This window comes from Hyphococcus sp. (assembly GCF_965228385.1).
Classification (GTDB): domain Bacteria; phylum Pseudomonadota; class Alphaproteobacteria; order Caulobacterales; family Parvularculaceae; genus Hyphococcus.
This window is the reverse complement of record NZ_OZ245810.1, coordinates 1,833,468-1,859,350: the sequence shown is the minus strand read 5'-3', so window position 1 is coordinate 1,859,350 and position 25,883 is coordinate 1,833,468. Positions and strand designations below refer to the sequence as shown.

Annotated in this window: 24 protein-coding genes; 18 read left to right on the top strand and 6 right to left on the bottom strand. The window is 49.9% G+C overall.

The window, feature by feature from the left end; genetic code table 11:
* Positions 1 to 8: 8 nt before the first annotated feature.
* Together ACQK2Q_RS08700 and ACQK2Q_RS08695 are read right to left on the bottom strand one after the other, a co-directional pair.
* Positions 9 to 230, bottom strand: coding sequence for a hypothetical protein (locus ACQK2Q_RS08700; RefSeq protein ID WP_425409354.1), 222 nt, complete (start codon positions 228 to 230; stop codon positions 9 to 11).
* 12 nt (positions 231 to 242) lie between these two features.
* Positions 243 to 1,847 (bottom strand): carboxyl transferase domain-containing protein, encoded by a 1,605-nt coding sequence (locus tag ACQK2Q_RS08695; protein ID WP_425409353.1) that lies wholly within the window; start codon positions 1,845 to 1,847, stop codon positions 243 to 245.
* Between the two features lie 444 nt (positions 1,848 to 2,291).
* On the opposite strand from ACQK2Q_RS08695, the gene ACQK2Q_RS08690 reads away from it, so the two are divergent.
* From ACQK2Q_RS08690 to ACQK2Q_RS08675, 4 genes are all read left to right on the top strand, one after another.
* Positions 2,292 to 4,697 (top strand): TonB-dependent receptor, encoded by a 2,406-nt coding sequence (locus ACQK2Q_RS08690; protein ID WP_425409352.1) that lies wholly within the window; start codon positions 2,292 to 2,294, stop codon positions 4,695 to 4,697.
* A gap of 77 nt (positions 4,698 to 4,774) precedes the next feature.
* Positions 4,775 to 5,071, top strand: coding sequence for a hypothetical protein (locus tag ACQK2Q_RS08685; RefSeq protein ID WP_425409351.1), 297 nt, complete (start codon positions 4,775 to 4,777; stop codon positions 5,069 to 5,071).
* A 65-nt stretch (positions 5,072 to 5,136) separates the two neighbouring features.
* A complete protein-coding gene (locus tag ACQK2Q_RS08680) occupies positions 5,137 to 5,907 on the top strand; it encodes an SDR family NAD(P)-dependent oxidoreductase (protein WP_425409350.1) in 771 nt (256 codons plus the stop codon).
* Positions 5,908 to 6,016: 109 nt separating this feature from the next.
* Entirely contained in the window at positions 6,017 to 6,523 is a 507-nt protein-coding gene (locus ACQK2Q_RS08675; RefSeq protein ID WP_425409349.1) for a 2,4'-dihydroxyacetophenone dioxygenase family protein, read from the top strand.
* A gap of 36 nt (positions 6,524 to 6,559) precedes the next feature.
* On the opposite strand, the gene dld is transcribed toward ACQK2Q_RS08675, so the two are convergent.
* From dld to ACQK2Q_RS08660, 3 genes are all read right to left on the bottom strand, one after another.
* Complete coding sequence (dld, locus tag ACQK2Q_RS08670; protein ID WP_425409348.1) at positions 6,560 to 8,260, bottom strand: D-lactate dehydrogenase; 1,701 nt, start codon at positions 8,258 to 8,260, stop codon at positions 6,560 to 6,562.
* Between the two features lie 222 nt (positions 8,261 to 8,482).
* Positions 8,483 to 9,223 carry a cupin domain-containing protein gene (locus ACQK2Q_RS08665; RefSeq protein ID WP_425409347.1) on the bottom strand — a complete coding sequence of 247 codons (741 nt, stop codon included), beginning with the start codon at positions 9,221 to 9,223 and terminating at the stop codon, positions 8,483 to 8,485.
* A 66-nt stretch (positions 9,224 to 9,289) separates the two neighbouring features.
* Positions 9,290 to 10,246, bottom strand: coding sequence for a helix-turn-helix domain-containing protein (locus ACQK2Q_RS08660; protein WP_425409346.1), 957 nt, complete (start codon positions 10,244 to 10,246; stop codon positions 9,290 to 9,292).
* Positions 10,247 to 10,540: 294 nt separating this feature from the next.
* On the opposite strand from ACQK2Q_RS08660, the gene ACQK2Q_RS08655 reads away from it, so the two are divergent.
* The 8 genes from ACQK2Q_RS08655 (at position 10,541) to ACQK2Q_RS08620 (ending at position 18,373) form a co-directional block, all read left to right on the top strand.
* On the top strand, positions 10,541 to 12,820 hold the full coding sequence (locus tag ACQK2Q_RS08655; protein ID WP_425409345.1) for a TonB-dependent receptor: 2,280 nt from the start codon (positions 10,541 to 10,543) through the stop codon (positions 12,818 to 12,820).
* A 24-nt stretch (positions 12,821 to 12,844) separates the two neighbouring features.
* A complete protein-coding gene (gene gloA, locus ACQK2Q_RS08650; RefSeq protein WP_425409344.1) occupies positions 12,845 to 13,366 on the top strand; it encodes a lactoylglutathione lyase in 522 nt (173 codons plus the stop codon).
* A 27-nt stretch (positions 13,367 to 13,393) separates the two neighbouring features.
* Positions 13,394 to 13,852, top strand: coding sequence for a cupin domain-containing protein (locus ACQK2Q_RS08645; RefSeq protein ID WP_425409343.1), 459 nt, complete (start codon positions 13,394 to 13,396; stop codon positions 13,850 to 13,852).
* A 176-nt stretch (positions 13,853 to 14,028) separates the two neighbouring features.
* Positions 14,029 to 15,702, top strand: a complete 1,674-nt coding sequence (locus tag ACQK2Q_RS08640) for an AMP-binding protein (RefSeq protein ID WP_425409342.1) — start codon at positions 14,029 to 14,031, stop codon at positions 15,700 to 15,702.
* A gap of 456 nt (positions 15,703 to 16,158) precedes the next feature.
* On the top strand, positions 16,159 to 16,482 hold the full coding sequence (locus tag ACQK2Q_RS08635; protein WP_425409341.1) for a PhzF family phenazine biosynthesis protein: 324 nt from the start codon (positions 16,159 to 16,161) through the stop codon (positions 16,480 to 16,482).
* A gap of 155 nt (positions 16,483 to 16,637) precedes the next feature.
* The gene (locus tag ACQK2Q_RS08630; RefSeq protein WP_425409340.1) at positions 16,638 to 16,976 is read left to right on the top strand and encodes a PhzF family phenazine biosynthesis protein; all 339 of its coding nucleotides are present in this window, start codon (positions 16,638 to 16,640) and stop codon (positions 16,974 to 16,976) included.
* A 498-nt stretch (positions 16,977 to 17,474) separates the two neighbouring features.
* Positions 17,475 to 17,702 carry a hypothetical protein gene (locus ACQK2Q_RS08625; RefSeq protein ID WP_425409339.1) on the top strand — a complete coding sequence of 76 codons (228 nt, stop codon included), beginning with the start codon at positions 17,475 to 17,477 and terminating at the stop codon, positions 17,700 to 17,702.
* Between the two features lie 233 nt (positions 17,703 to 17,935).
* The gene (locus tag ACQK2Q_RS08620; protein ID WP_425411136.1) at positions 17,936 to 18,373 is read left to right on the top strand and encodes a hypothetical protein; all 438 of its coding nucleotides are present in this window, start codon (positions 17,936 to 17,938) and stop codon (positions 18,371 to 18,373) included.
* Between the two features lie 67 nt (positions 18,374 to 18,440).
* On the opposite strand, the gene ACQK2Q_RS08615 is transcribed toward ACQK2Q_RS08620, so the two are convergent.
* Positions 18,441 to 18,566 (bottom strand): hypothetical protein, encoded by a 126-nt coding sequence (locus tag ACQK2Q_RS08615; protein WP_425409338.1) that lies wholly within the window; start codon positions 18,564 to 18,566, stop codon positions 18,441 to 18,443.
* A gap of 291 nt (positions 18,567 to 18,857) precedes the next feature.
* On the opposite strand from ACQK2Q_RS08615, the gene ACQK2Q_RS08610 reads away from it, so the two are divergent.
* From ACQK2Q_RS08610 to ACQK2Q_RS08585, 6 genes are all read left to right on the top strand, one after another.
* Positions 18,858 to 19,871 carry a helix-turn-helix domain-containing protein gene (locus ACQK2Q_RS08610; protein ID WP_425409337.1) on the top strand — a complete coding sequence of 338 codons (1,014 nt, stop codon included), beginning with the start codon at positions 18,858 to 18,860 and terminating at the stop codon, positions 19,869 to 19,871.
* A gap of 687 nt (positions 19,872 to 20,558) precedes the next feature.
* Positions 20,559 to 21,299: a PEP-utilizing enzyme gene (locus tag ACQK2Q_RS08605; RefSeq protein WP_425409336.1), complete on the top strand. Its 741-nt coding sequence runs from the start codon at positions 20,559 to 20,561 to the stop codon at positions 21,297 to 21,299.
* Positions 21,281 to 22,927, top strand: coding sequence for a hypothetical protein (locus ACQK2Q_RS08600; protein WP_425409335.1), 1,647 nt, complete (start codon positions 21,281 to 21,283; stop codon positions 22,925 to 22,927). The genes ACQK2Q_RS08605 and ACQK2Q_RS08600 overlap by 19 nt, the downstream gene beginning before the upstream one ends.
* 19 nt (positions 22,928 to 22,946) lie before the next feature.
* Positions 22,947 to 23,552 (top strand): hypothetical protein, encoded by a 606-nt coding sequence (locus ACQK2Q_RS08595; RefSeq protein WP_425409334.1) that lies wholly within the window; start codon positions 22,947 to 22,949, stop codon positions 23,550 to 23,552.
* 24 nt (positions 23,553 to 23,576) lie between these two features.
* Entirely contained in the window at positions 23,577 to 25,325 is a 1,749-nt protein-coding gene (locus ACQK2Q_RS08590; protein WP_425409333.1) for a pyruvate, phosphate dikinase, read from the top strand.
* A 48-nt stretch (positions 25,326 to 25,373) separates the two neighbouring features.
* Positions 25,374 to 25,883: a biotin/lipoyl-containing protein gene (locus ACQK2Q_RS08585; protein WP_425409332.1), complete on the top strand. Its 510-nt coding sequence runs from the start codon at positions 25,374 to 25,376 to the stop codon at positions 25,881 to 25,883.

The window sequence follows — 25,883 nt, the reverse complement described above, 5'->3', positions numbered from 1 at the left end:
CCGTACCCTCATTCTTCCTTGTCACGTCTGCGCCTCAAAAAACCAATCGCAAGCATGTTCGCAATACCAAGCCAGAGAGCGAGGAAAAAAAATCCAATCCAATACAGCGGGTCATACGCTTCAAAAACATCGCTAATATTGTTTCGATTTACACCAAATACTAGGATAGCAGCTATGATTGGGACGCTAATAAGCATTCCTCGACTAAATGCTTTTAATCGCCATCCCATTCCGTTCCCCCTTTACATCCTGAACACGCCGAAGCGTGTCTCCTCGATCGGTGCGTTGAGCGATGCGGATAGGCACAAGCCTAACACGTCGCGCGTCTGCGCCGGATCGATTATGCCGTCGTCCCAAAGCCGCGCGGAAGAGTAATAAGGCGAGCCCTGCGCATCATAGTCGGCGCGGATTTTCGCCCTGAATTCTTCCTCATCTTTTTTGGACCAGCTTTCGCCTTCGCGAAGCCCGTCGCGTTTGACGGTGGCGAGAACGCTCGCCGCCTGTTCGCCGCCCATGACAGAGATACGCGCGTTCGGCCACATGAACATCATGCGCGGCCCGTAAGCCCTGCCGCACATGCCGTAATTGCCAGCGCCGTAGGAGCCGCCGACGACGACGGTGAATTTAGGCACGCCTGCGGTCGCGACGGCGGTGACGAGCTTGGCGCCGTCTTTTGCGATGCCGCCTGCTTCCGCGGATTTGCCGACCATGAAGCCGGTGATGTTCTGAAGAAAGACGAGCGGCGTCTTGCGCTGACAGCAAAGCTCAATGAAATGCGCGCCTTTCTTTGCGCTTTCGGAAAACAGGATGCCGTTATTGGCGAGGATGCCGACAGGGAACCCGTGCAGGCGCGCGAAACCTGTCACCAGTGTCGAGCCGTAAAGCGGCTTGAATTCGTCAAACTTCGAGCCGTCGATGATACGGGCGATGATCTCCCGCGCGTCATAGGGCTTGCGCGCATCGGCTTCGACGACGCCGTAAAGTTCATCTGCGGCGTATAGCGGGGGCTCGGGCTCGGCCATGGTCACCGACCCCAACTTTACCCAGTTGAGGCGCGAGACGATCTGGCGCGCTAACCCAAGCGCATGATCGTCGTCTTCGGCGAGATGATCGGCGACGCCTGACTCTCTCGTATGAACATCCCCGCCGCCGAGTTCCTCCGCCGTTACGACTTCACCGGTGGCGGCTTTGACCAGCGGCGGCCCGCCGAGGAAAATCGTTCCTTGTTTCTTGACGATGATCGCTTCGTCCGACATCGCCGGCACATAGGCGCCGCCTGCGGTGCAGCTCCCGTGCACGACCGCGATCTGCGGAATGCCTTTCGACGACATCTGCGCCTGATTGTAAAAGATGCGGCCGAAATCATCCTTATCCGGAAAGACTTCATCCTGCATAGGCAGGAATGCGCCGCCGCTTTCGACGAGATAGATGCAGGGTAGGCGATTTTCGAGGGCGATCTCCTGCGCGCGCAGATGCTTCTTCACCGTCATCGGGTGATAGGTGCCGCCTTTGACCGTCGGATCATTGGCGACGATCATGCACTCGACGCCGGCGATGCGGCCGATGCCTGCGACGACGCCCGCCGCCATCACGTCGCCGGAATACATTTCCCACGCGGCGAACTGGCCGATCTCAAGAAACGGCGAGCTCTGATCAACCAGCCGCGCAACGCGCTCGCGCGCCAGCAGCTTGCCTCGTTTCTTGTGGCGCTCTGCGTAGCGTTCTCCGCCGCCTTCGGCGATGCGGTCGATATTAGCGTGCAGTTCATCGATCAGCGCGCGCATCGCTTTGTCGTTAGCGGCGAAAGCTTCTGAGCGGGAGTCGATGGCGGTACGGAGTACGGGCATAAAGCGTTCAAATTTCTTTGTGCGTGCGTACCGGTTATTGAGGCGTGCCGGCACGGAAAAAATGAAGTTACACGTGCCAGCAACCAAATCAAATCGATAGTGCGGGTCTAGATTTTTTGTCGCGATAGCAAAGGTCCGCCCCTTAAGCGCGAACTCACGAGGTGATAGTCACTTTCGGCCAACTAATAAGTCACTCAATGACAAGACCATAGTCATGTGACAGGCATAGCGTGGTGCGAGAATAAGAAATTGTCGATAGGTGGAGGAAGGATGTTCTGAGCTTTTGTAAAGAGCAAGAGCATAAGTTACGTTTGCCTGACCATATTCCTCCGCTGAAAGATAGTCATCGAAGTTTGCTGTGCGCGTTTCAAAACGAGTGGGAGCGCACTGAATAGAGCTTTTCCGCGCGCAACTGCGCGGTGTTTGATGTGGGAGGCTAATCAAATGAACAACAAAATAAGAATTCTATCTGCGTTGTTGTCTACTTGTGCGATTCCGGTGGTTGCGGTCGCACAAGAGTCGCAAGGCGAAAATACACAAGGAGACCAGAGTGCTCCGCGCGGTATCTTTTCAGACGAAATTGTAGTGACGGCGAACCGGCGGGAGGAAAACGTTCAGGACGTCGGCCTCTCAGTTTCGGCATTCAGTGGTGAGCAGTTAGAGGCACTTGATGTCCGCTCGGCTGGTGAAATTGCGCAGTTGGCCCCGAATGTAGAATTCAAGAAGCAATGGGGCGCGCGCGGTAACAGCAGCTTGTTTTACGTAAGGGGCATTGGGCAAGCTGACTTTAATGAAGGAAGCGAGTCGCCAACAACCGTCTATGTTGATGATTTTTACGTATTATCTAATTCGGCAACTGATTTTCTATTGCATGATGTAGCCGGTGCGGAAATCCTGAGGGGCCCACAAGGTACGCTTTTTGGAAGAAATTCTACTGCTGGCGCTGTTGTTGTGAGGAATAACAAGCCAGGCTTCGACTTTGAAGGAAATTTGGAGGTCGGGGCCGGAAACTACCAGGGTAACTCAATTAACGGAATGCTGAACATTCCCGTTGTCGATGAGCGACTTGCTTTTCGTTTTTCAATGGAGCGGGAGCAATATGATGGTACCACGAGAAATCTTTATGACGGACCTGGCCCTGGCGGCGATGATACGCACGCGGGGAATTTTCTTTCGCTTCGGCCCCAGCTAAGATGGGACCCAACAAGCAGCCTTAGTATTCTCTACAAATACCAATATGGATGGGTGCATGCCAGAAATGGTGGCGATAGTTCGCAGCCTATGATTCAAGTTCCTGGTGATACAATTGTTACGGATGCAGACGGATTTGGATACAACCCTGTGGCCAGTGGCGCTAATTCGACAACTGTTATTGCTGACGGCGTTAATGATTTTCGAAATGTTGTAAATCATCATTTGCTGACGGCTAATCTGGATGTAACTGACAATGTAACTTTGACGTCAATCACCGGCTATTTGAAGCAAAGCAAGTATACACTAGAAGATTGTGACGGCACGCCCCGTACGATTTGTCATGCGTACAACACCGTCGATCAAGATTATTGGACGCAAGAAGGTAGGATCGCAATTGATCTTGAAAGAGCAAATATTACCGTTGGTGGTTTCTATTTATCGTTGAATTACGCCAACAATTGGGTGCTGCCAATTATCAGCGGATCAGGCACATTTCAGGGAAATGCCACTATTCAGCCTGGCGACGGCCCCGGCGGGCTCGTTCAGATAACACCAAACACGTCTGATCTTACTTCATACGCGTTCTATGGAAATGTAGCCTATGATCTTACGGACAAGCTAACCTTGAACGGCGGTTTGAGGTGGAACCACGAAGATCGAGACTTCGCCGAGACAGAAGGTCTTTATCTTCATGATGCGCCTGACACAGGTCTGTATACGTTTCAGGGCAATACATTTGGCATCTTAGCTCTGGATGTTGCTGGGTATCAGTCATTCTTGGCCAACAATGTGTTGGGCGCAGCCGATCCCGTCAATGATCCCGTTGTGAGCATTAGTGACAATTACAGTGACAGTTTTATTGCTTATCAGGTATCGCTTGATTTCAAGCCGAATGAAGATACGCTTCTCTACGTGTCTCATAAACGAGGCATGAAAGCCGGCGGTTTCAACAATGGACTGGTGAATTTTTCAGCCACGGCCTTGGATGAAATCCCGTTTGCTAGAGAGCAAAACAATGCTTATGAGGCTGGGATTAAATGGTCTTCGCCTGACAATAGAGTGCAGATTAACGCAGCCGGCTTCTACTATGATTATAAGGATTACCAAGCCACGGCATTTTCTGTCACTAATGCGTCGCTCGGTGTTCAAGTCCTAAACAAGGACGCTACAGCTTACGGTGGGGAAGTCGAGATCTTTGCTAATTTGGCCGATGGATTAGATGTTTATGTCGGCGGCGGCTACGTGGACACAAAAGTAAAGGATGTGACGAAGGTAAGCGCCGGCGTCGTAGACACTCGAGATCGAGAACTGGGCCAAGCGCCCCACTTCCAATCAAGCGGCTTAATCAGATATGAAAGCAATTTCTTTGATTTGGGAATACTAACCAACCAAGTCAACTATAGCTACCTCGGCAAGCGATTTGTTGATGTGTTGAACGACACAGCCACTCAACTTCCATCGCATTGGAACGTTGATTACAATGTAACTTTCGAGCCGGCTGCGCTTGAGCACTGGTATATTGCGGCATACGTAAAGAACGTATTCAACGATACCGATGCAACGCAAAAATTCAATTTTGCCAGCTTATTCCAAACCGGCCAAATAAACTACTTCCCCCCTCGCTTTTACGGGGTTCAAGTTGGGGTGCGCTGGTAAATATTTAAAATTTGCCGGATTTTCACGCTTGGAATCTGTTGATTTGAGTAGCTTCAAAACCAATGGGAGAAATTTCGATGAAGCCAATGAAGAAGGTATTAAACTTAGCTACGAGTTCAGCAATTCTTATGACGGTATCTACTGGTGCAATTGCTGGAGGCGATGTTGAAGCTGCGTGCCGGGAGTCAGCCGAAGCTGCAGGCGGCGCATGGGCCGAAAACATAGATAATGGGTGTTCTTGCTTTGCTTCGGCTATCTCGGGCGATGATGAGTTGGAAAATGAATATCTTGCACACGATCGCACTGTAGAAACATGGCCGACTATCTCTCAGGAAATCCAAGATGTCGCCGCGGCCTGTTTTCCTGGGACGTAAATACATCAGCAACTGTCTTTTCCGGTCAATGAAAGTAGACGCTGATGTCACGATTGCGGAATAAGGTGATTATTGTAACTGGGGCGGCGGGCGGAATTGGTTCCGCCGCCGTTCGTTTATTTCTAGAAAATGGCGCTAAAGTACATGCCGTTGATCTTGGTACGGAAGAACTCAAGGCGGAATTTGGATCACTAGATTCGAGCAAAGTCAGTTTTGCCGAAGCGGACGTCACGCGAGAAGACCATGTAGATGCATATATGCAAGATGCGTTTGATCGATACGGAAGTATCGACGGAATTGTCCTTAACGCTGGCGTCTTCGGCGGGTTGGTGCCTTTAACCGAATATTCGACTGAACTCTTCGATAAGGTTATGTCGGTGAATTTAAGGGGAGCATGGTTGGGTCTTCGATCTAGTTTCAAATATTTGAAAGAGAGTAAAGGTGGCAGCATCGTACTTACATCGTCGGTACAAGGACTAGCCGCCATAGCGGAATCCAGCGCTTACACGGCAAGCAAACATGCGGTAGTTGGGATGATGAAAGGCGCGGCTTTGGAGGGCGCTAAATACAGTATTAGGGTGAATTCCGTTCATCCCGGAATCATCGACACAAAAATGATGGGCGGCATTCATCTAAGTCAAGCGTCTGCCGGCGGCTCTGCAGACGAAGTCAAAGCAGAGTGGAACAAAACAGTTCCCCTTCGCCGCCACGGCACGCCAATTGAAATTGCTAGTTTAATGTTGTTCCTGTTATCCGATGAATCCAGTTACTGTACAGGAGCGACATACCTTGCTGACGGAGGCATGCTGGCGACATGGACCCAGACTGTTGTGTAAAGATGGGAATTTTCTGCTTCTGATCATTGTAAGAAAAAAAATTTCTTAGTTATCTAGTTTTGAGTGTCTAACGCAGATCAAGTAGTTGTTTTTAGAGTGGAGGTGAAAAGTGGCTGTTGAACTTAAATATGAAGAACCGACAGAAGAAGAACTTGCCACTGTGACTGTTAAGTTCGGTGCAAAGGATATCCATATTTCGCATGATGACGTACCTTGGGTTAAATACGCTGAAAACGGTATTTATTTCAAACCCATCCGATTGGACGTAATTAACGGTCGATATGATGTTGTCCTGAAAGTAGAGCAGGGTGGTGTTATTGGCCGCCATCAGCATCACGGGGAAGTAACTGCTTACACCTTAGAAGGGAGCTGGTATTATAAAGAATATGATTGGGTGGCCAAAGCAGGGGATATAGTTCACGAAGCGCCTGGCGGGATACATACTCTGTGTAGTGATGAAGGTATGGTTACTATCTTTCACGTTACGGGGATTCTGGAGTTTTTCGATGACAACAATAACTATACCGGCAAACAAAATGTCTTTTGGTTTTTGCAACAGTATAAGAATCACTGTGATAAACATGGCATAGAATTTGACAAGAGATTACTATACTAAGCAATTATGCAATTTCTTTGACGCAGTTTGTTCGAATCAGACACCGGACTCTCGATTCCATCCAAAACATTTAGGAGTGCAGCCGATCCCCGGATTCATCGTGTTTGACGGATCTAGCGAAAGATAGAACGACCGCAAAGTCTCTTCCGCTTTATACAGATGCCCGACATTGTGCTCTGCCGGGTATTTCGCCCCACGAGCATCCAATAGCCTCAGAACTTCTTGCTCGAAAGCATGTGAGTCTACGCCTTTCTTAAGTATATAGTCTTGATGAAATACGTGGCATAGAAAATGCCCATAATATAAGATCTTTTCTGTCTGGTTTTTGAGCGCCTCCGGTAATTCTTCCACCCATTGCCAGGCATTGCGCGGCAACGCTGTATCAATCGCCGTAACGCCATTGGTGCGATCGGAATGAACAGCTGCGTACCTCATTGCTGCCCCGGCGGTTACAAACCGATGAAGCATTACTTTTTTACCTTGGGAAGGCGAGCAACCAAGGTATTGCAGTTCGCTAGATGTGGCGCAGTCAGCCAAATATGATTCGCACTCGTCAATGGCTTCATCCGAAACTTTCATTACGAGGTAGTGTTCGTACAAGTCCCGCAGTTTGCCGACTTCTTGCGGCACTTGATTGGGCAATATACTTCCGATTAGCTGTAGAATACGGTCGGTGAGGTGGAATTGCGCCATGCCGATCTCGGAAAAGAAACTATCGATTGAATTTTTCGCCGAAAAGAATAATGGAAGCTTGTCAAAACTGATGAGGCTTATTGCGGCAAACATGTCCCTTCCATAGCATTCGGCTATGTTAAACGCGGTACGGTGCATATATTCAGCCGAATCCGGCAACCGCTTGAAGTCTTCAAGTATTTTTCGACGCATTGCAGTGAGGGCGGCTGTCGAGTTCGTTCCTATGAAAAACACTTTTGTTCGCGCCGGCTTCGGGAACGTATCAAGTCTTACAGCAAAGACAATTACCTTGCCAGCACAGCCGGACGCATCGAATAGTTTTTCGGGATCTGCATTATATCGCGCAGGTGTCGCGGAGTTCGTATCCCGGACTTTCTCCACGTAGTCTCGCGCCGAACAGGCGCTGTCGACTTCAAAAAAACGATCATAATCGATCTCGTCGGTCTCCAGTGCCGCTAAAATTTGCTCCGGCGATCCTGTTGCATTGAAACCAAGATTGTTGACAAGCGCCAGGCGACCGTCAAGCTCGACGCGAGCATAAAGAGAACATTCTGTATAGGCCGGACCGCGCGTGACAAGGGCGCCGCCGGAATTATTACAGACGCCGCCAACGACGGAAGCCCCGATGCACGAAGATCCGATGACCGAATGCGGCTCCCGGTTAAACTGTTCAAGCTTTTTCTCTAGAACGTTTAGCCGAGCCCCCGAAAAGCAGACGACTTGTCTTCCGTCAAGAATAGGGATTATCCGGTTGAGTTTCGTGGTGCTAATGACCACAACGTCACGGTCATAGTCGCCAAACGGCGTCGATCCCCCGGTCAGCCCCGTATTCGCGGCTTGCAAGATAATGATTCGCCGCTCGCGTGCGCATAGTTCTGCGGTTCGCCATAGTTCGACAAGCGTGCGAGGCATTGCAACGGCGAGCACGTTTCCTTCGCCATATCGATAGCCTATCCTATAGCGACGTGTCGCTCGCCGGCCTACCAAGAGACTGGATTTTCCGACAATCTTCTCAAGGTTTCTGAGAAAGTCTTCGTTTTTCATGAACAAGTAAGAGACTAGGAAACCTTCGAATTTGGACCGCTCTGAATCTTGGTTCGAGTTTCATTCTCACACACGGCGTATACCCCAGAGGCCAACAGTAATGAGTGAAAAAGCAGCGATATTGCCTTCTTCTCAATCAATACCAAGTTTTCATCGTTACGGCGCGACGATCGTAAGAAAAGCGCTCAATTTCGGCAGTTAGAGAAAGCTTGCACCTTAATGTCAGGCGGATATGCGCTTCGACCCGGCGCTAATCGCTTCGCCACCGGTTGCCCCGAGGCGCATCCTCTCCAGTTCCTCCCATCCCAGATAGGATGTAAAGTTGTTTTCATCATGGAAGATCAGCGGGCCATTGCAGATAAACAGATATTCAGTGTCTTCCAAAGCTGTAGTTTCGCCATGCAGCATTCCGTTGGGTTCATAGACATAGTCGCCAGCATTGAGAGTTCCTCCGCGAACCTGCAATCTGCCCGACATGACATAAACATGGGCGCCGCTTAAATGCTTATGCTGTCCCGCGACGTATCCCTTCTTCCACCGGAATATTGCGGCCCAAGCGCCGCTTTCCGGTCCCGTCCAGAGAACTTTTATCCATGCCATGCCAGGCTCTGTCTCAAGCCACTCCATCCTTTCGACGTCGATATGGGTGTCTTCCAGTTGGTCATTGATGGGCTGTATTTCCTGCGGTAGCGGCATTCGGTTGCTCCTTACCTTATCGATTGCCCCGGTGGTTCTCTGTAATTCATCTAACAAAGCCATCTGCAGAATAAAATCCTGCTTTGTCTGATAGTTAGAGGTGGCGTAGAATTTTTCTACGATGACAATGCAATCCAGCATGTTTTTGAGTGCAGTGAGGCTTGTTGCGCCGCAAAGGGCGCCGGTGACGAAATCCGCGTCCAATGACGTTTCGACACTTGCGATTGGAAAGCGCACAGCGGCGCGCACAGGGAGGCAGTCGTTCATTATCCCTGTAATGTTGGCAGTTCAAAAGGGCAGGCGGCCCACTCCGATTATACTCACAATCAAAACTTAAGTCAGCTTGCGGTATTCTGTCGGGCTCATATCGTAAGTCGCTTTGAACCGCTTGCTGAAATGAGCGGAATCGGAGAATCCCCAGCTAAAGGCAATTTGTGTGATGGATTTATTTTCCATCGCGGGATTGCCGAAATCCTGGCGGCATCGTTCAAGACGTCGTTTGATAATATATTGCTGTGCTGTATCTCCGCTTTGACGAAATAACCAATGCAGGTAGCGGACTGAGATTCGATTTGCTTCGGCAATTTGCATTAGTGAAAGGTCAGGGTTTTTCAGGTTGGCCTCAATATATTCCTGAACGATTCTCAATTGCTGATCGCGCAGCGTGATATCTTCCGCGCCGAGAGAATGCACGCCCGCTCCCAATAGTAGTGCAATTGTCGCCTCTGTGAGCGCACTCTCGCTCATTTTGGCGTTGGAATAGTCTGCACTAAGAAGCGCGAGTAGATGCGAGCGCATAAGAAAGGCGTTAGGCGAGCTCGCGGGAATATGCCTGTCTAAAGAATTCCAATTCGATGGCAGCCACTCGCGAAAGCGCGCCAGAGGTAAAATCGCCGAAACCTTGTGAAGCTTCTCCAATACATCGAACCGCACTTCGTGGACATTGTCCCAGAAGAATACATCGCCTGCTGACAATTCAAATTCTTTTCCGTTGAATTCAAAATGTTCCTTTCCCGCCAACACCAGTTGGATTCCGAGCATCTCGGTATTTTCGACGCCAATATGAGGTCGCCGCCGCTCTCCCCTGCAAGGGTCGCAAATACATTCGACAACGCTGAAATTACCGACCTTCAGCGATTGAATTCGCGCTTTGAAATCATCCGCAGTATTTACTCCAAGTTGATGATATCCGTAGGTGTGTTCGAGCGCATCAACCCACGCATCATATCGATCGGATCCCTTATGATCTTCATTCGACCATTGCGAACGCTCGCAGGCAATCGTCATCATCAAACGGCCTCCCAGACTATAGACGTTGATATAGCTCTTTCTCCGCAATTGTTTTGGAATGCGGTTGGCTTAGTGAATACATGATATTCCAACTCGCGAAAAGCCATTCGAAATAGGAACCGCCGCGGTTGTGTTGCGTCGCAGCATCCGCGCGGACGTCTCCTTGCGCTCCCGGCCAACACGGATGACGCGATCATGCAAGTGGCAGGACACGGTTTCACTTAAATTGACAGGTGAAAATGAAAATCGCCGGGAAAAATGCGGCGGCAAGACGCAATAGTGTCGGGAGGGAACATGTCAATTGAAAAGAAGAGGGTAACGGCGTTCGTACCGGAGAAAGTGGGACGCGGTTTGAAATCGTCCAGGCTGCTGTTAAGCGCAAGCGTATTCACGTTATATTTCGCCGGTTTTGCATATGCACAAGATCAGGCAGCGGATGAAGCAGCGGCGCCGTCATCGCGCGCGGTCGATATCATTACTGTCACGGCGCGAAAAAAACAGGAATCCGAGTTGGAGGTTCCGGAGTCATTAACCACGTTTTCGCGGGACGAAATCGAAAGATCGAACATCAACGGTTTAAGCGACATAGGGCTGTTGGTGCCAAACCTGTTTTTAAGCACCCGGCTAGATGGTTTTCCGAACGTAACCATGCGCGGGCTTGGAGGCTTCGGTAATACCCAAGGCGTTGGATTTTATCTTGATGACGTTCAATTGTTTTCTGACGCCTCATCCAGGTTCGGCGACCTTGAGCGGATTGAGGTTTTGAAGGGACCGCAAGGCATCCTTTATGGGGGGTCCAATATCGGCGGAGCGATCAAGTTTGTCAGTAAACGGCCCGACCCGGAAGCGTTTTCCGGCAGAGCGAAGCTTCGGGCAGGCGAGAACAACTATTTCGACGGCGAAGCCGAGCTGAATGTGCCATTGTCTGACGAATGGGCGTTTCGTGTTTTTGGATTTTACGTTACAGACGATTCCTACATAATTAATCCTAACTCGCCGCGCGGAAACGGACTTTCCGGCGACAATGATCCTGATGTTCGGAAGTATGACGAACACGGGGTTCGTGTCGCATTGGGTGGTTCTATTGGTGATAACTTCTCCGCCCTGGGGAGTTTCCGGTACAACAAACTTGACGCACCAAACAACATTTGGGGGCGCGAACTCGATGGCGATTTTGAGTATCCCACCTTTGTGGATGTGAGCTTTAACCCCCGCCACAACCGCGAAACCTACGCGGGTACGCTGAATCTTAGCTACGACTTGCCGACAGTGACGCTTACATCAATATCATCTTATACGAACACCGATTCACTTCGTGAAAGCGACTTAGACATTCACCCGGAATTCGTTCTCGACCTATTTCGTCCAGAACAATTCGAGGCGATTACGCAGGAATTGCGGTTAAGCTCGTCTTCGTCGTCGCCATTCCAATGGCAGATTGGCGGTTATCTTCTCGATCTCTCACGGGACCTTGATTCGGTGCTTAATATTCGAGGCGGTTATTGTTTTCTTGATCCCGGCGTTTGCGCTCCTCCGCCGGGCCTGGATGATGCAGACATCTTGGCGGTCGTGCCCTTCGAGGTATCAAGACGAAAACGGGAGCAAAAAGCCGTTTTTGCGAATGTCGAATATTCTTTCGGCAATTTTGAAATCAGTGGCGGCCTGCGCGTCGATAATACCGTGACGGAGCGCGCTAATCTCGATACAGGATTGTCCGGTCGCAATGACGATACGCTCGTCCTTGGTCGTGCTTCGCTGTCCTATCAAACCGCAGACGGGCGCAGCCTGTTTTACGGCACCTTTTCACAGGGTTTTGAGCCGGCGGACTACAGTCTGACTAATTTCACCGGTGCAAACGAACTGTTCGGCTATGATAGGGAAAAGGCCAACCAGTATGAAGCCGGCTATAAGGGGCGGCTACTTGAAGATACATTGCTCCTTACATTTTCTGCATTCTACATTGACTATAAAGATCGGCAATTCGAACTCCAGACGACCGACCCGTCCGGCAATCCGATAGAAGGTATCCTGAATGTCGGTTCTTCGCGTCACGTCGGCTTCGAAACGGATATAACTTGGCGTTTCGCCGACGATTTCACGTTCACTGGCGGCGTTGGTTTCGTCGATGCTGAGTGGAAAGACGGTACAATTTCACCTGTCACCACACTAGATATATCCGGCCAACAACCGCCAAATACGGCGAAATGGAGTGCGACTGCCGCCATCGATTATAGTCGACCGATTTCTTCCAGAGCTGAAATCTTTGGGCGCGCCCAGATGCGTTACAAAGGCGAATCGTCCACCAATTCGCAATTCTTCGATGCGCCTGGAGATGAATTTCCTGCATTCACCAACCCAAGCTTCACCGTTCTGGATCTCTCGGCCGGAGTGCGCATCGGACGCGTAACTGTTGACCTCAATGTGGAAAATGTGACCGATGAGAGGTATTACATCGATGTGCAGGAGTTTCCGAATTTCGCAGGCGCCGCCCTCCCTGGCGCTCCCGGACAAATCATTATTGGCACGCTCGAACAGCCACGGCGTGTGATCGGAACGGTTTCTGTTGAATTTTAATCAGCAAATAACGAGAAATTAGGCATGGTCGAAGACGCCGCCAACGGTACGCGGGGCTATATATTGAACCAGACAATGTTGCGAGTTAAGGATCCGCAGCGGAGTCTGGCGTTTTATCAGGATGTTATGGGAATGACGCTCCTGAAAAGGCTGGATTTTAAGAGCATGTCGTTTTCGCTCTATTTCCTAGGCTATGTGAGAGAGAACGACGAGCAGCCACCTGAAGATTCAAAAGCGCGAACGATTTACACGTTCAAACAAAAAGGATTGCTTGAACTAACGCATAATTGGGGTACGGAGAAGGACAAATCCTTTGAATACCACAATGGCAACGATGACCCTCGCGGTTTCGGTCATATCGGGATATCTGTGCCGTCGGTCGATGCCGCGTGCAAACGATTCGAACGCCTTGGAGTGGAGTTTGTCAAGCGACCCAATGACGGATCGATGAAAGGAATCGCCTTTATCAAGGACCCGGACGGTTATTGGATCGAAGTCTTATCCGCCGAAGGGACAGAAGCCATCGCCGCTCAATTCAACAATTAGGCAATGGTTTTACAAAGGATGTCACATATGCCGAAATCTCCTCTCCATTTTGATCCTGTCGCCGGTCGCGCTGTGGAACTCAATAATTTACCCTGGGTTCCGTTTCCTGATTTTCTGAGCAAGGGAGGCATTACTTGGAAATTGTTGAACGTCGCTCCGGAAGTCGGCTCATGGGCGGCAATTTTCAACTGTCCTGAAGGTTCGTCATTTAACAGTCACATCCACATTGGGCCAGGAGAGTATTACTTGACCAAGGGAAGGATGGAATTGCGTGGCGGCGTTGAGAGCGGCGGGGAAACCGTTACGGCGCCAGCTTATGGCTATGAAGCGTGCGAAGCGTTTCACGGGAAAACCTATTTCCCAGTAGATAGTGAGTTTTACATGACTTTTCTGGGTCCTCTCCACTTTGTTAAGGGCGAAGGAGGCGAGACTTTGAAGATCGTTACCTGGAAGGTTGCGCAGGAGGCATGGGAAGCTAGTCTTTAGTAGGGATTTACGGTTCAGAGGTCCCCGGACGTACGGCGTGGGTGCAATTGGAGTGTTTTTGCCTTCGTTCAGAGAGCCGTTCCACACGTAAAAACGTAATTGAAGGGCTGAAATTTGGGTCAAAGAATTTATTTTCCACGGTTGCTGATGTTTTGAGAAGGCAGGAAGGCGCGCCAGTGAAATCTTACGTATTTGGAGCCAACAGCCAGCCCCTGATCGGGGAAACGATTGGAGAACTCTTTGATCGCGTTTGTGATGCGCAACCTGATGCATTGGCGGTCGTCGCAAGGCATCAGGAACTTCGCCTCACTTTTCGTGAACTGCGTCAACGAGTCGATGCCGTTGCAACGGCGCTTCTCAGCTTTGGATTAGTGCCAGGTGACCGCGTCGCTCTTTGGTCTCCGAATTGCGTAGAATGGGTAATAGTCCAATTCGCCACGGCCAAAGCCGGGCTTATTCAGGTCAACATAAATCCCGCCTATCGGCGGGAAGAACTGCGCTATGTATTGAAAAAAGTGCAATGTTCCGCACTGATTGCAGCCGCCAGATTCAAAACGAGCGAATATCTGGATATGGTCCGCGATTTGGCGCCTGAACTCTCTTCCTCGCCAAAAGGAAAGCTCGATTCCAAAGAATTCCCCGATCTTCGCCTTGTCGTTACGATTGGCGATGAGAGCGAAGGGGGCGTGCCCTTTCGCGAGCTGGAGCAACACAATTGCGACCAGGAACGATTGCAGCAGATTGCGTCAGGGCTGGATTTTGACGACCCAATCAATATTCAATTTACAAGCGGGACAACGGGTTTTCCGAAGGGTGCGACGCTCAGTCATCACAACATTATCAATAACGCCTATTTTACAGGACAGGGAATTGGCCTGACACGCGGCGATCGGTTGTGCATTCCTGTACCCTTGTATCATTGCTTCGGCATGGTCATGGGCAGTCTAGCGTGTATTACGCATAGTGCGGCAATGGTTTTTCCCGCCGCGATTTTTGATCCTGCTGAGACTTTAAGTGCAGTTTCGAATGAAGCATGTACGCATCTATATGGCGTGCCGACCATGTTCATCGCCATGCTCTCTCTGCCCGAATTTAGCAATGCTGAATTGTCTTCCTTGAGGGGAGGGATCATGGCGGGATCGCCATGCCCTATCGAGGTCATGCGCAAGGTAATGTCCGACATGCACATGCCGGAAGTAACCATTGCATATGGCATGACGGAAACATCCCCCGTAAGTTTCCAGTCGGACAGATTGGATGAGGCGGAACGCCGGGCCATGACGGTTGGACGCATACACCCTCATCTGGAAGTGAAAATTGTGGATGAGAATGATCGAATAGTTCCGAGAGGCTCTCCGGGTGAAATTTGTGTCAGAGGATATTCCGTTATGAAAGGGTATTGGGCGGACGAGGATCGCACCGCAGAAGTGTTGACCGCAGACGGCTGGATGCGCACCGGCGACCTGGCTTCGATTGATGATGATGGCTTCTGCAATATTGTCGGCCGGAAGAAGGATATGGTGATCCGTGGTGGTGAAAACCTATATCCACGTGAAATAGAGGAGTTCCTGTACCAGCATCCGTCAATAAGGGATGTGTACGTTATTGGCGTGCCGGACGAGAAGTATGGCGAGGAACTCTGCGCATGGATTGCACTAAAGCAAAATGAATCGGTTACAGAAGATCAGATACGCGCCTTTTGCAAAGGCAGCATCATGCATCACAAAATTCCACGCTATATTCGATTTGTCGAAGAATTTCCGATGACCGTTACGGGGAAAGTACAGAAATTCGAAATGCGAAATATCATGATTACTGAATTGGGACTCTCCGAAGCCATAACGGCATGAGTTTTGTCGCGGCCTGACGTGGTTTGATGCCTTTCAGTGTAGCAGAAACGAAAAAGCAATGCGGTACTCAAGCTGATGGAGGTGACGTAGATCGCGCCTCATTCATCTATACTGCTTATGCATTGCTGCTGTGGTATTGCAGGTTGCCAATTGTGATGACATGCGCCACCCCAGCGATTGCTGCCGACCCAACTGATCGTCGTGTTAAGTGACTAGGGTATGAGTGTAGTGCCGTCCGCTCGCAGATCGAATGATCAAGTGTCTCCGCAAATATTGCGCCAAAACCGGACCGCTGCGAACAAACCCCGCTTCTTGCTGACATTTTTTCGGTAAAGCCAATTTGTCGACGTTCATCTTACTGTCCCTTGATTCTTCTTCGTGTGACGTTTGATGCTAAGGTCCGTATGGAATGTAATTGAGAAGCTGCAACCAAAAAATGGGATTAAAGAAAAGAACATGAATGAGTGCCCTTATTTTGAGCATCAGAGTTTTCCGGATGGTGATGTCGCTTATACGGGGAATCCAGCAGGTGTTTGCATGCCGGAAGATTTCCTGGAAGACGCGGTTATGCAGGGGATCGCGAGTTCAAATAAGCATGCGGAAACGGCATTTCTAGTCAAAGACCCAACAGTCAAAGATCTTTGGAGCCTGCGTTGGTTTACACCCGCAGTTGAAGTTGATCTTTGTGGGCATGCAACATTGGCAGCGGCGGCAACGCTTTTCGATCGCGAAGCAGTAAGCGCTGGAACAGTTTTTTTGTTACAAAGAGAGGATGTCTAAAAGTTTCTACGAAAGATGGCTTGCTGGCGATGTCATTTCCCCGGCTAGCGTATGAAAAGATCGACTATTACGAAGGCATTTAATCCGCGCTTGGCCATTCTGCAGGCGCAGCAGAGTTTTTTGATGTCGAACGAGTGCATGGGCCGCGCTTTCTCATGATTGTGTTTGGGTACGAGGCAGACATTGCGTCGCCAAATCCGGATTTCCCCGCCCTGAAAAGAGTGGGAGTAAACATAGTTGCGACCGCAATTGGAGACGAAAGCGATATTGTGTCCCGTTTTTTCGCTCCAGCTGTTGGGGTGGACGAGGACCCAGTAACTGGGTCTGCTCATTGCGTCTTAGCGCCATTCTGGATCGAGCGGCTCAGCAAACCACGAATACAAGCTCGTCAAATTGGACCACGATCTGGTGCGCTTGAACTCAAGATGCGGGATGGGCGTGTAATGTTATCGGGACGTGCAAGAAAGTATTTGGAAGGCATAATCGTTTTTTGACGCTTGCCCGGCTATTATAGTATAGAAATTCAAATTCGCGAGGAAACAGATTTTAATCTGCACTGCAATGGCGCCTCAAAGAGATCGCCGGTCGACCGCGAGCGCCGAAAGCGTGTGAGGATACGCAATGTAAGCAATAGGTTTGAAACCATTGGCCTTAATGCGTTCAGCAAGGGATACGGAGTGCTGGGTCAAGCCCATTCTCAATTGCGCGTCAGTGACCGGGAAATTTGCCTACAAGAACCCCGCAGAAAATTGTTATTTTTCAAGTGGGATAAGCGGCGTAGCGCGACAACCGAGCGCCGAATTCCGCCGAAAGTTCTTGTCACCATTCGCCCCTAAATTTCACTCTATGTTCCCGAAGGTCACTCTAAAGCACAGCCGATAAGGTCTGCTTCCGGCCCGGTTGCGGACAATCCGAGCATTCTTTTTAGCCTCCAAGCGGACGGCTCCAACCGCCAATGGCAGCTTCCCGATGCTGCCATTGGGAAGCTCTGAATGCTCTCCCTTGAGCCAGAATTCACCTTAAGCCATGATGCCCAGATGACGAAAGAAAGCCATAACGCATACATGGCTGCCGCACCCAAGCAGTTTCGGCCTATGCTAGCCGAGCTAAGAGCAAGTCTATCGCAGGCGCTGCTGGAGGCCGAAGAAGTCATTAAATACGATATGCCTGGCTTTCAAATCGATAACAATATCGTCGCTGGCTACGCTGCCTTCAGCTAGCAATGTGGACTGTATGTCGATCCAGTCGCAATATCCGACCATTTAGATGAGATTGAGTCGGAGGAGCTCAAATCGACCAAAACCGGAGTAACGTTTTCGGAGAAGAAACCAATAAGCCGCACGTTGGCCAAGAAGCTTGCAGTCAGCTCGCGAAAGGCAAAGGGCTTGCAGGGACGCACAATTCCCGAAACCCGCCAGTCAACAACCCACCCAATTGCGGCTGTGCACAACGGATTCAGGAAAAGCCATGGCTTGGAAGGCTTAAGTGGTTTGCGATCAAGGCAGAGGTTCGCGATCTGGCAGCGACGAGTTATACCTTTGTTGGACAGAAGACGATGTATGGCGGCAAGCGTATTGCTGCAGGCGATCCCGTATTCATATTCGCAAGCGAGAACGAGGGCGGCGTCGGATTGTTCGGTCGTGGTATCGTGACGCAATTGAGCCCCGTTGCGCGAACGGCAGCGATTCGACAAACCCCGCGAATGTCCGTCACAATCGAACGCAACGGGACGGCAACGCGCGCGCTCGGACGCGCCGAGCTTCGTCGCATTCGGGGCATGGCCAGCGATGAGCCGGAAGGGGAGTTAGATTTCAAGCTCTATCGGCAAGCTACGAACAAGATCGTGGGATTGTCCGATCGAACTGGCGAGTTCCTTAACGACCTGTTTTAGGCAGCATTGGCTTTGTCGCAACGAGATCGCCCCTGAGGACCTTCCGCTGTCCACTCAATAGTAGCCGTCAATGAAGCAACCGCACTAGCCTATCGCGGAGCTGCTGCACCGCTTCGAGCAAATGACCGTCATCGAGGTGAGCATAGCGCGCGGTCGTCTGCATATTGGCATGACCGAGCAGACGCACGATCATGGGCAAAGTCTTCTTGTTCACTCACCTCCAATGATCTGCGGTCGGTTCATTCTCGCAAGGCGGATTTCTATATCGGCTTTCCGCCTTGCCGCTGCCGTAAGCTACTAGAATACTAACCCAGACCCTGCATTCTTCAGCCATAATGGCCCACGCAGGCACTAACCATGCTGCAGTGCAGCAACGGCGTTTGTGGCCTCGACATCGAAGTGACAAGATTGTGAAAAGTTGATATGTTCGTATAAGCCCTAAAAAAAATCCGGGCATAAGTTATGGGAGGGAAGTGCGTCGCCTATGTACAGTAACCAACTTCCGATCGAAGAAAATTGGGGCGATACAAGGCTGTGGTCCACGGGTAGCGTGAGGCCTCAAAGGCAGTTTGATCATTGGTGTGATTTTGTCAACCGAGCCCACTCACGCTGGGACATACAGCGGCAAGATTTTGACCAATTTCCAGCGTTTATTAGAGAAGGTAGGTTCGAGCAATTCCGGCTTGTCAATCTAACCTCCGCTCAAGGTAATATTAAAGGTGTGCGAGGAAGTCGCGAAATCGCAATTGATGACGAAGCACTATACAATATTTTGTTCATCGAGAAAGGGTCTGAGTGTCTGATAATTGGCGGAGACGAAGTGTTTCTCAATGCGGGTGATATCGTAGTATGGGACAACACACGTCCAATGACGTTCATTACCGGCAAGTCATTACACCAAATTACCCTCGCAGTAACGCATGAGCGACTTCAGCATGTGTTTCCAGCTATCAATGAGTTCATCGGCGTCCCATTTAGCACGCAATCCGGCGTCAATCGGCTGTTTGCTGACCATTTACAATCGTTAGATGCGGAATTCGGGAAGCTCACATCACAACAAGCGCGATATGTGCTCGATTCAACTTTGCGTTTGTTGTCTTCGGCGCTAGAGAACAATGCCGGTGATTTTGAAACTGACCAAAGTTCAATCCAATTATTTAGCTCTATATGTCTTTATATAGACGGCAATCTGGATGATTTAGACTTGTCAATAAGCGCAATCGCTGACCATTTCTCCGTTTCGGTCAGGCATTTGCACAGGCTGTTTCATAAATCTGAGATGACTGTAGCGAAATATATACTAATGCAACGTCTTATGCGTTGCAAACAAGAACTAGAGTCCCCGTCCCACAAAAGTACGACTATTACTGAAATAGCTTTGAAGTGGGGATTTAACGATTCAAGCACCTTTAGCAAAACATTCAGGCGAGTTTACGGCGTGTCCCCACGTGAATATCGAAAAACTTCAACCGGCGCCCCAGATCCGGTTGTGCGGTGAGCTGCGCCCTCTTAGGTCAGCTTTGCCGGACTTGTCGCTGATAACAGTCGGTATGTAATATTGCTGATTGCGATGGCGTCGTGATTCGCGTTTGCAGAACGGAAATGCCTGAGATTGAATAAGGGTTGACTTAGCTCTGGCGCTTTACATCATAGCTGTCGGCAACCAATTCGAGATAGGTAACCACTTCGAGCGCAAAAAAATTGGCGCAGAAATACCCTCAAAGGAAATCGTCCCGTGGGACCGTCGTTTTAGTAGGGTGCAATGTTCCGGACCACGGAGAGCCACAAGCGAGATGGCGCACTTGTCACAGGTATAGTACCATTCCTCGATATTGCGTGGGGCGTTTGCTGAACTCATTGTCCTCCAGCTTATCCTTCAGGGTTTGAAGTGACTTTGCTGATCAATTGACTGCTTTTTCTGAGGCAAAATTAGCCTGCTTCGGAACGGCGGCAATGGTTCCCAAAATGACGCAAACTCCCATTTGCAGCAATTTATCAACGATTTGACGCTGGTGGCCAAGTTGGCGGTCCCGTCCAGCCAAGTCTGCGCTAAAGGCGCCGTCTACAATCGCCACATAGTCATGGGATTAAAAATCTGGCCGGCAAGTTTGTCTGCACAGGCAAACGCAGGTCGACGCCTTAGCTAGTCCCGCATCGGCGATCGCAAAGAGGAGCGGTAGGTAACATGCTTTACGGCGATAGTGACAAGTATGAGGCTTTTGCAGAGCCTGCGCCTATTCTTGAGGCAACGCATGCTGCAATTAAAGATTTATTTCGCAGGCGATTCTCGGAAAGCGGCGTGTCGTGGAGAGAATTTGTGTTTGGCGAGAGCTACAAAGCTGTCACCGAGAATGACATTAAAGCCATTGACCGTATGCTGATAGACAGTGGGTATAGGTACCGGGGATCGGCGACAATATCAGTAAAAGAAAGACCAGATGCATACCAAGGCATGGCGGGAATAGCGGAGACATCGGACGAGTTCACATTTTCCCACCCAGAAGCCGTTTTGGATGAGGCTGACCAAGATGGGCGCCAACGCTGTGGGCAGGGCGACAATGTTGTCAAGCACTCGCAAAATGCAATTGGTTATGCTCGATACTACAGGTCCGTTGAAGATGTAATGAATGCGTTAAGTAACGGCGTACCTGATGAAACTATTGCGATCATCGATGACAGCGGAGGAACTTTGACAGCGCCAATTCTGGAAAAGTTCAAGGCGGTCATCTGCGCAGGCGGGACTGTTCGATCGCATCTCGGAATTTTGACAAGGGAATACAGTGTGCCGTGTGTAATGGCCGCGAAGATTGACGGTATTTACAACGGGGACAAAGTAGAAGTTGGCGTTTCCGGGGAGGCAAAAACGGCCGAAGCCTATGCCTCCGGCATCGAAATGTCGGTGCCGATATGGAAACTGACGAAATAGGTTTGTTGCCAAAATCAAATCCGAATAACCGGACGCAAACTGCTAACGCACTTGGGTGGAATATGAATTCAGGCGAACTCTCTTACTCCGACATTCTTGAGGCAAATAATCAAATCAAGAACGCTGGCGAAGAAACCTACTTCCTTGGCGTGACAAGAACGGTACAGGAGTCAAAGTTTTTTCCTGTCTCTCCGTATATCATGCTCGGTTACCTCAATGCATTTTACCGCTACCCGGCGCTTCTTCGGAAAATTGAAAGACACAAGTCACCTGAAGAAATCGCAGACAGAATTAGGAACGCTAATTCAAAAATTCAGTCCATGGGTACGAATTGGTGCATGATCAATTTTTATCTTCTGGGAAGAGAAATGCTCATAAGTATGGGCGCGATAACTCCAGGCGACGCGGCTGAGGACGTGGCCTATGTGATCGATTTTTGGAAACGGTATCAATTGGCGTGGAGGCGTGAGAGCGGTCATATTACGAACAAGGAAGGGGGGCATCGCGCGCAAGTGCTCCCTGAAAGACGGATCCAAGTCTACCATTCGGATCTTTACGCTTGCGATGAAGGCGACGATTTGCAAGTCGCAGTTGACCGCTTTTTGTCGGCTGTTTCTCAATACGCAGTGCTGGTGGCCTGTGAAAGCCGCGTGTGCATGACGAATCACGGGCCGTATAACTTGGGACGCGGGCGTGAATTGCTTGTCAGGGATTTCTTTGATCTCGCAGAGGGGGACCTTCCTTGGCTAGATGGAGTAGCTTCCGAGGTGCCTTTTGGTCGCCTGACGGTGACTACAGCTGTCAAGAATACGAACTTCTATATCGTTGATGACTGGGGAAGTTTTGAATCAAAGCCTGAATATAAAGCTGAGAACATTTGCGGGGTCGGTTTGTATACGTCAGATGAGCTGACCGAAACACAAACACCGATCGGAATGGGAAGTCGAGACGAGCTAGTTGATACATTCAATAGATACACAGAAATTTTCAAAGAAACGACTGTTAAGCTATGGAATAGACTCGCGGAATATTCGCGTGATCAATTACTAGATGCGGGTGCATTAACGTATTATAGCATCATTAAGGACTTCGCGCATGTCGCGGGATGCTACGAAGTTGATGATTGGATGAAGATTGATGTGCGTGCGGACCGTTTTCGTCCGATCTTGAACGACGAATATGGAAATGAAATCCTAGGGGCTTTGTTCGTGCCGCTGTCTCTGCCGTGTCACCAGAGGCAGGAATACTCAATGATGCGGCATTCGGACTTGGCCAAGCAAAGTTACAGTCCGATCCCGCTTAACGTACTTGCCGATGAAAACTTTGCATTGAGTGTCGGGGATGATCTCGGGAAAGGGGTTACGTACCTGCCCGACAAGGTTGATCGTTACAGGACCTCAAAGGGAGTCTTCACGAATGATGAATTCAACCAGAAGGTGCGTGACTTCACGCCTCAGCTATGCACGGAAAAATTCCGGTATTTGGATGATTTTTGGGTGAAGCATCACTACTGCACACCGTTGGCTCACGAACTCTACAGGATCGAGCAGCAGTATTCGAGAAAGATTGCCGGACGGGGGGCTGGCCTGTCACGCAAAGATATTGACGATCTGTCAGAGCTAAATTGACGATTGGGTGAAAATTATCATGGATCAAGAACAGCATCTAGTTTTGCACGGCGTTGGAATTAAGAAGCACGCAAAACCAGATACCATTGCATCTCTTTTGAAGCTTGATTCAAGCCATGTCGAAGAAGAACTCATATCTGCTAAATCCGGTGGCATGGTCATTGAGTTTGAAGGTAACTATTCGTTGACCCCTCTTGGGCGGGTTTCCTATTCATCGAATAGCGGACGTTATTTTCACGACTTTCGAGAGAATCGAAGGTTCGTCAAACTCTACGATGATTTTGAAGCGATCAATGAAACGCTCAAGTCGCTCATCACGGATTGGCAAGTCATCAGTCGTGCAGGAACGCAGATTCCTAATGACCATTCCGACAAAGAGTATGACAACAAAATCATCGACAAAATCGGAGAACTGCACGAGCACGCAGAAAAATTACTAGGCGGCTTTGAATCGTTCATCCCACGATTCAAATATTATCGAGAGGCTCTCCTGGCAGCGCTTGAGCGCGCTGAGGATGGTGCAATTGAATGGATCAGCGAGGTTAAAATAGATAGTTACCACACGGTTTGGTTTGAGTTGCACGAGGACCTTCTTTGTATTCTTGGGCGCACGCGCACGGAATAATCGGAAATCAGTTTTTTGGAAGATATGAGCTGGATTATCAGAATTAATGGCGAAGAATTGCCGCCGCGAGAATTGGTCGGTGGCAAAGCCTGGTCGATTGCGCGAATAAGCTCATTCGGTCTGCCTATTCCATCCGCATTCGTCGTTACAACGGACGCGCACAAGGAATATGAGCGGACCGGAAACTTTCCGGCCGGGTTAGAGGACGAGCTTCAGGCGTCAATAGAGTGGTTGGAAGAACAAACTGAACGTCACTTTGGTTCCGATAAGAAACCCTTATTGGTGTCGGTTCGTTCTGGCGCTGCGATCTCGATGCCGGGCATGATGGACACAGTTCTTAATCTGGGCATGAATGAAAAAGCAGAAGTTGCTCTTGCTGAAGAAATCGGTGACCGAGTTTTTGCGGCCGACACGCATAAGCGATTTTTGGAACTCTACGGCGCAATTGTAATGAAAGCGTCAGTAAATGAAGTCGCTAAAGACGTGAGTCCGGACGAATTGCGAAGACATATTGGCAAGCAGACGGGCGCAGAGGTCCCAGAGTGCCCATACGAACAACTCTCAAGCGCTGTAACTGCTGTTTTTGATTCATGGAATTCGCGGCGAGCGAAGCGATACCGAGCTCACCAAAACATTTCTGACCATCTAGGAACCGCTGTTACCGTTCAAGCCATGGTGTTTGGCAATCTATCGCAGAACTCAGGTACAGGCGTTTTGTTCAGCCGCAATCCTTCTACAGGCGAGCGCACCCCGTTTGGAGAGTTTTTACTTAATGCGCAGGGCGAGGATGTTGTCTCGGGATCACACACGCCAGAGCCCCTGTTTAAAATGTGCGACTATGTTCCCGATGCTTATGAGCAATTAATTTCTGCTGCTGGAATTCTAGAAGAGGCCGAGAAGGACGTTCAAGACATCGAATTCACAGTAGAAGACGGCAAACTTTTCCTCTTGCAGGCTCGGAACGCAAAGCTGGCGCCTCTCGCAGCTGTAAGAACAGCGGTCGAATTTGTAACTGACAAAGTCATTAGCGAGGCCGATGCGATTTCGCGGCTGGAGCCGTCTCAAATTGAATTGATAATGGCGCCCAAGCCGACCGACGATGCGTTGCTGACGGCGAAACAGCTACTGGCCGGTGAAGGGGCCTGCCCAGGCGCAGGTGGCGGATTAGTGGTGATGGACTCTGATGCGGCCGAAGAAAGCGCAAAAGCAGGTACGCCCGTGATTTTGGCGCGGCCTACAACCAGCCCGCACGACCTTCATGGTATGATTGCCGCACAAGCCGTCATTACCGAACAGGGGGGGAGCACTTCGCATGCTGCGGTCGTATGTCGAGCGCTTGGAATTCCCTGTGTAGTCGGTTGCGGTTCTGAAACTTTGAAGGCGCTTGTCGGGCGGGAGGTAACGGTCGATGGCAGCTCTGGCAAAATTTACGATGGTTTGCTGCGCCTGTGCGAAAACGATGAAGGATCAAATAAGAATCTCGCTCTTCTGAAGCAATGGGCCGCGAAAATCTCTCCAATTGACGTAGTGTCACTCGATCACCTTTCAGCGGATGAGGTCACCGATCTATCAAAATATGACGGCGCAGAAGACCCTGAGAAAATTGGCGCGATGATAGAAATGCTGGGGTCGGTAAAAGCCGTTAAAGGCGGTGCGGTAACATCACCCCAAGGCATCAGAGCTGTGCTTGAAGCTGGCATTAAATGCATCGGCGCAAAACCTGTTTTGCCGACCTTGCTCCTCGCCGCAAAAATACAACTGAACTCTCGGTGAAACGACTTTTGTAGACCGCAAATCAATTGAATTTGGGAAGAAAGAACAATGGTTGATGTAAATCTTGACGACCTAAAGTCCATCCTTCAGGTATTCGACGACAGCGATTGGGACGAACTTCATCTACAACTTGAGGACTTTGAATTTCATATCGCGAAGGATCCTTCAAAACTTCAACGTCATACGAGTGGAGGAGCCGAAAGAGTTATCCCGACTGGCGGTGAAGCGATACCGCTTTCAACTGGGGATGAACAGTCAGCGCGAAAGACACAAGTTGATGCGCCGAACGTAGGTGATGCCAGTATTCCTGATGGATGTGTAGCGGTTCGCGCACCGAATCTTGGAACCTTTTATCGTTCGCCAAAACCCGGCGCTGCTCCCTATGTCGAAGTCGGTCAGGCTGTCGAAGAAACGACTGAAGTGTGTTTGATTGAAGTCATGAAGCTTTTCACGCCGGTAACCGCCGGTGTGAAAGGTGTAATTAAGGAAGTTTGTGCTTCCGACGCCGAACTCATTGAACATGATCAAATTCTCTTCCTTGTTGAAGTCCAAGAATAA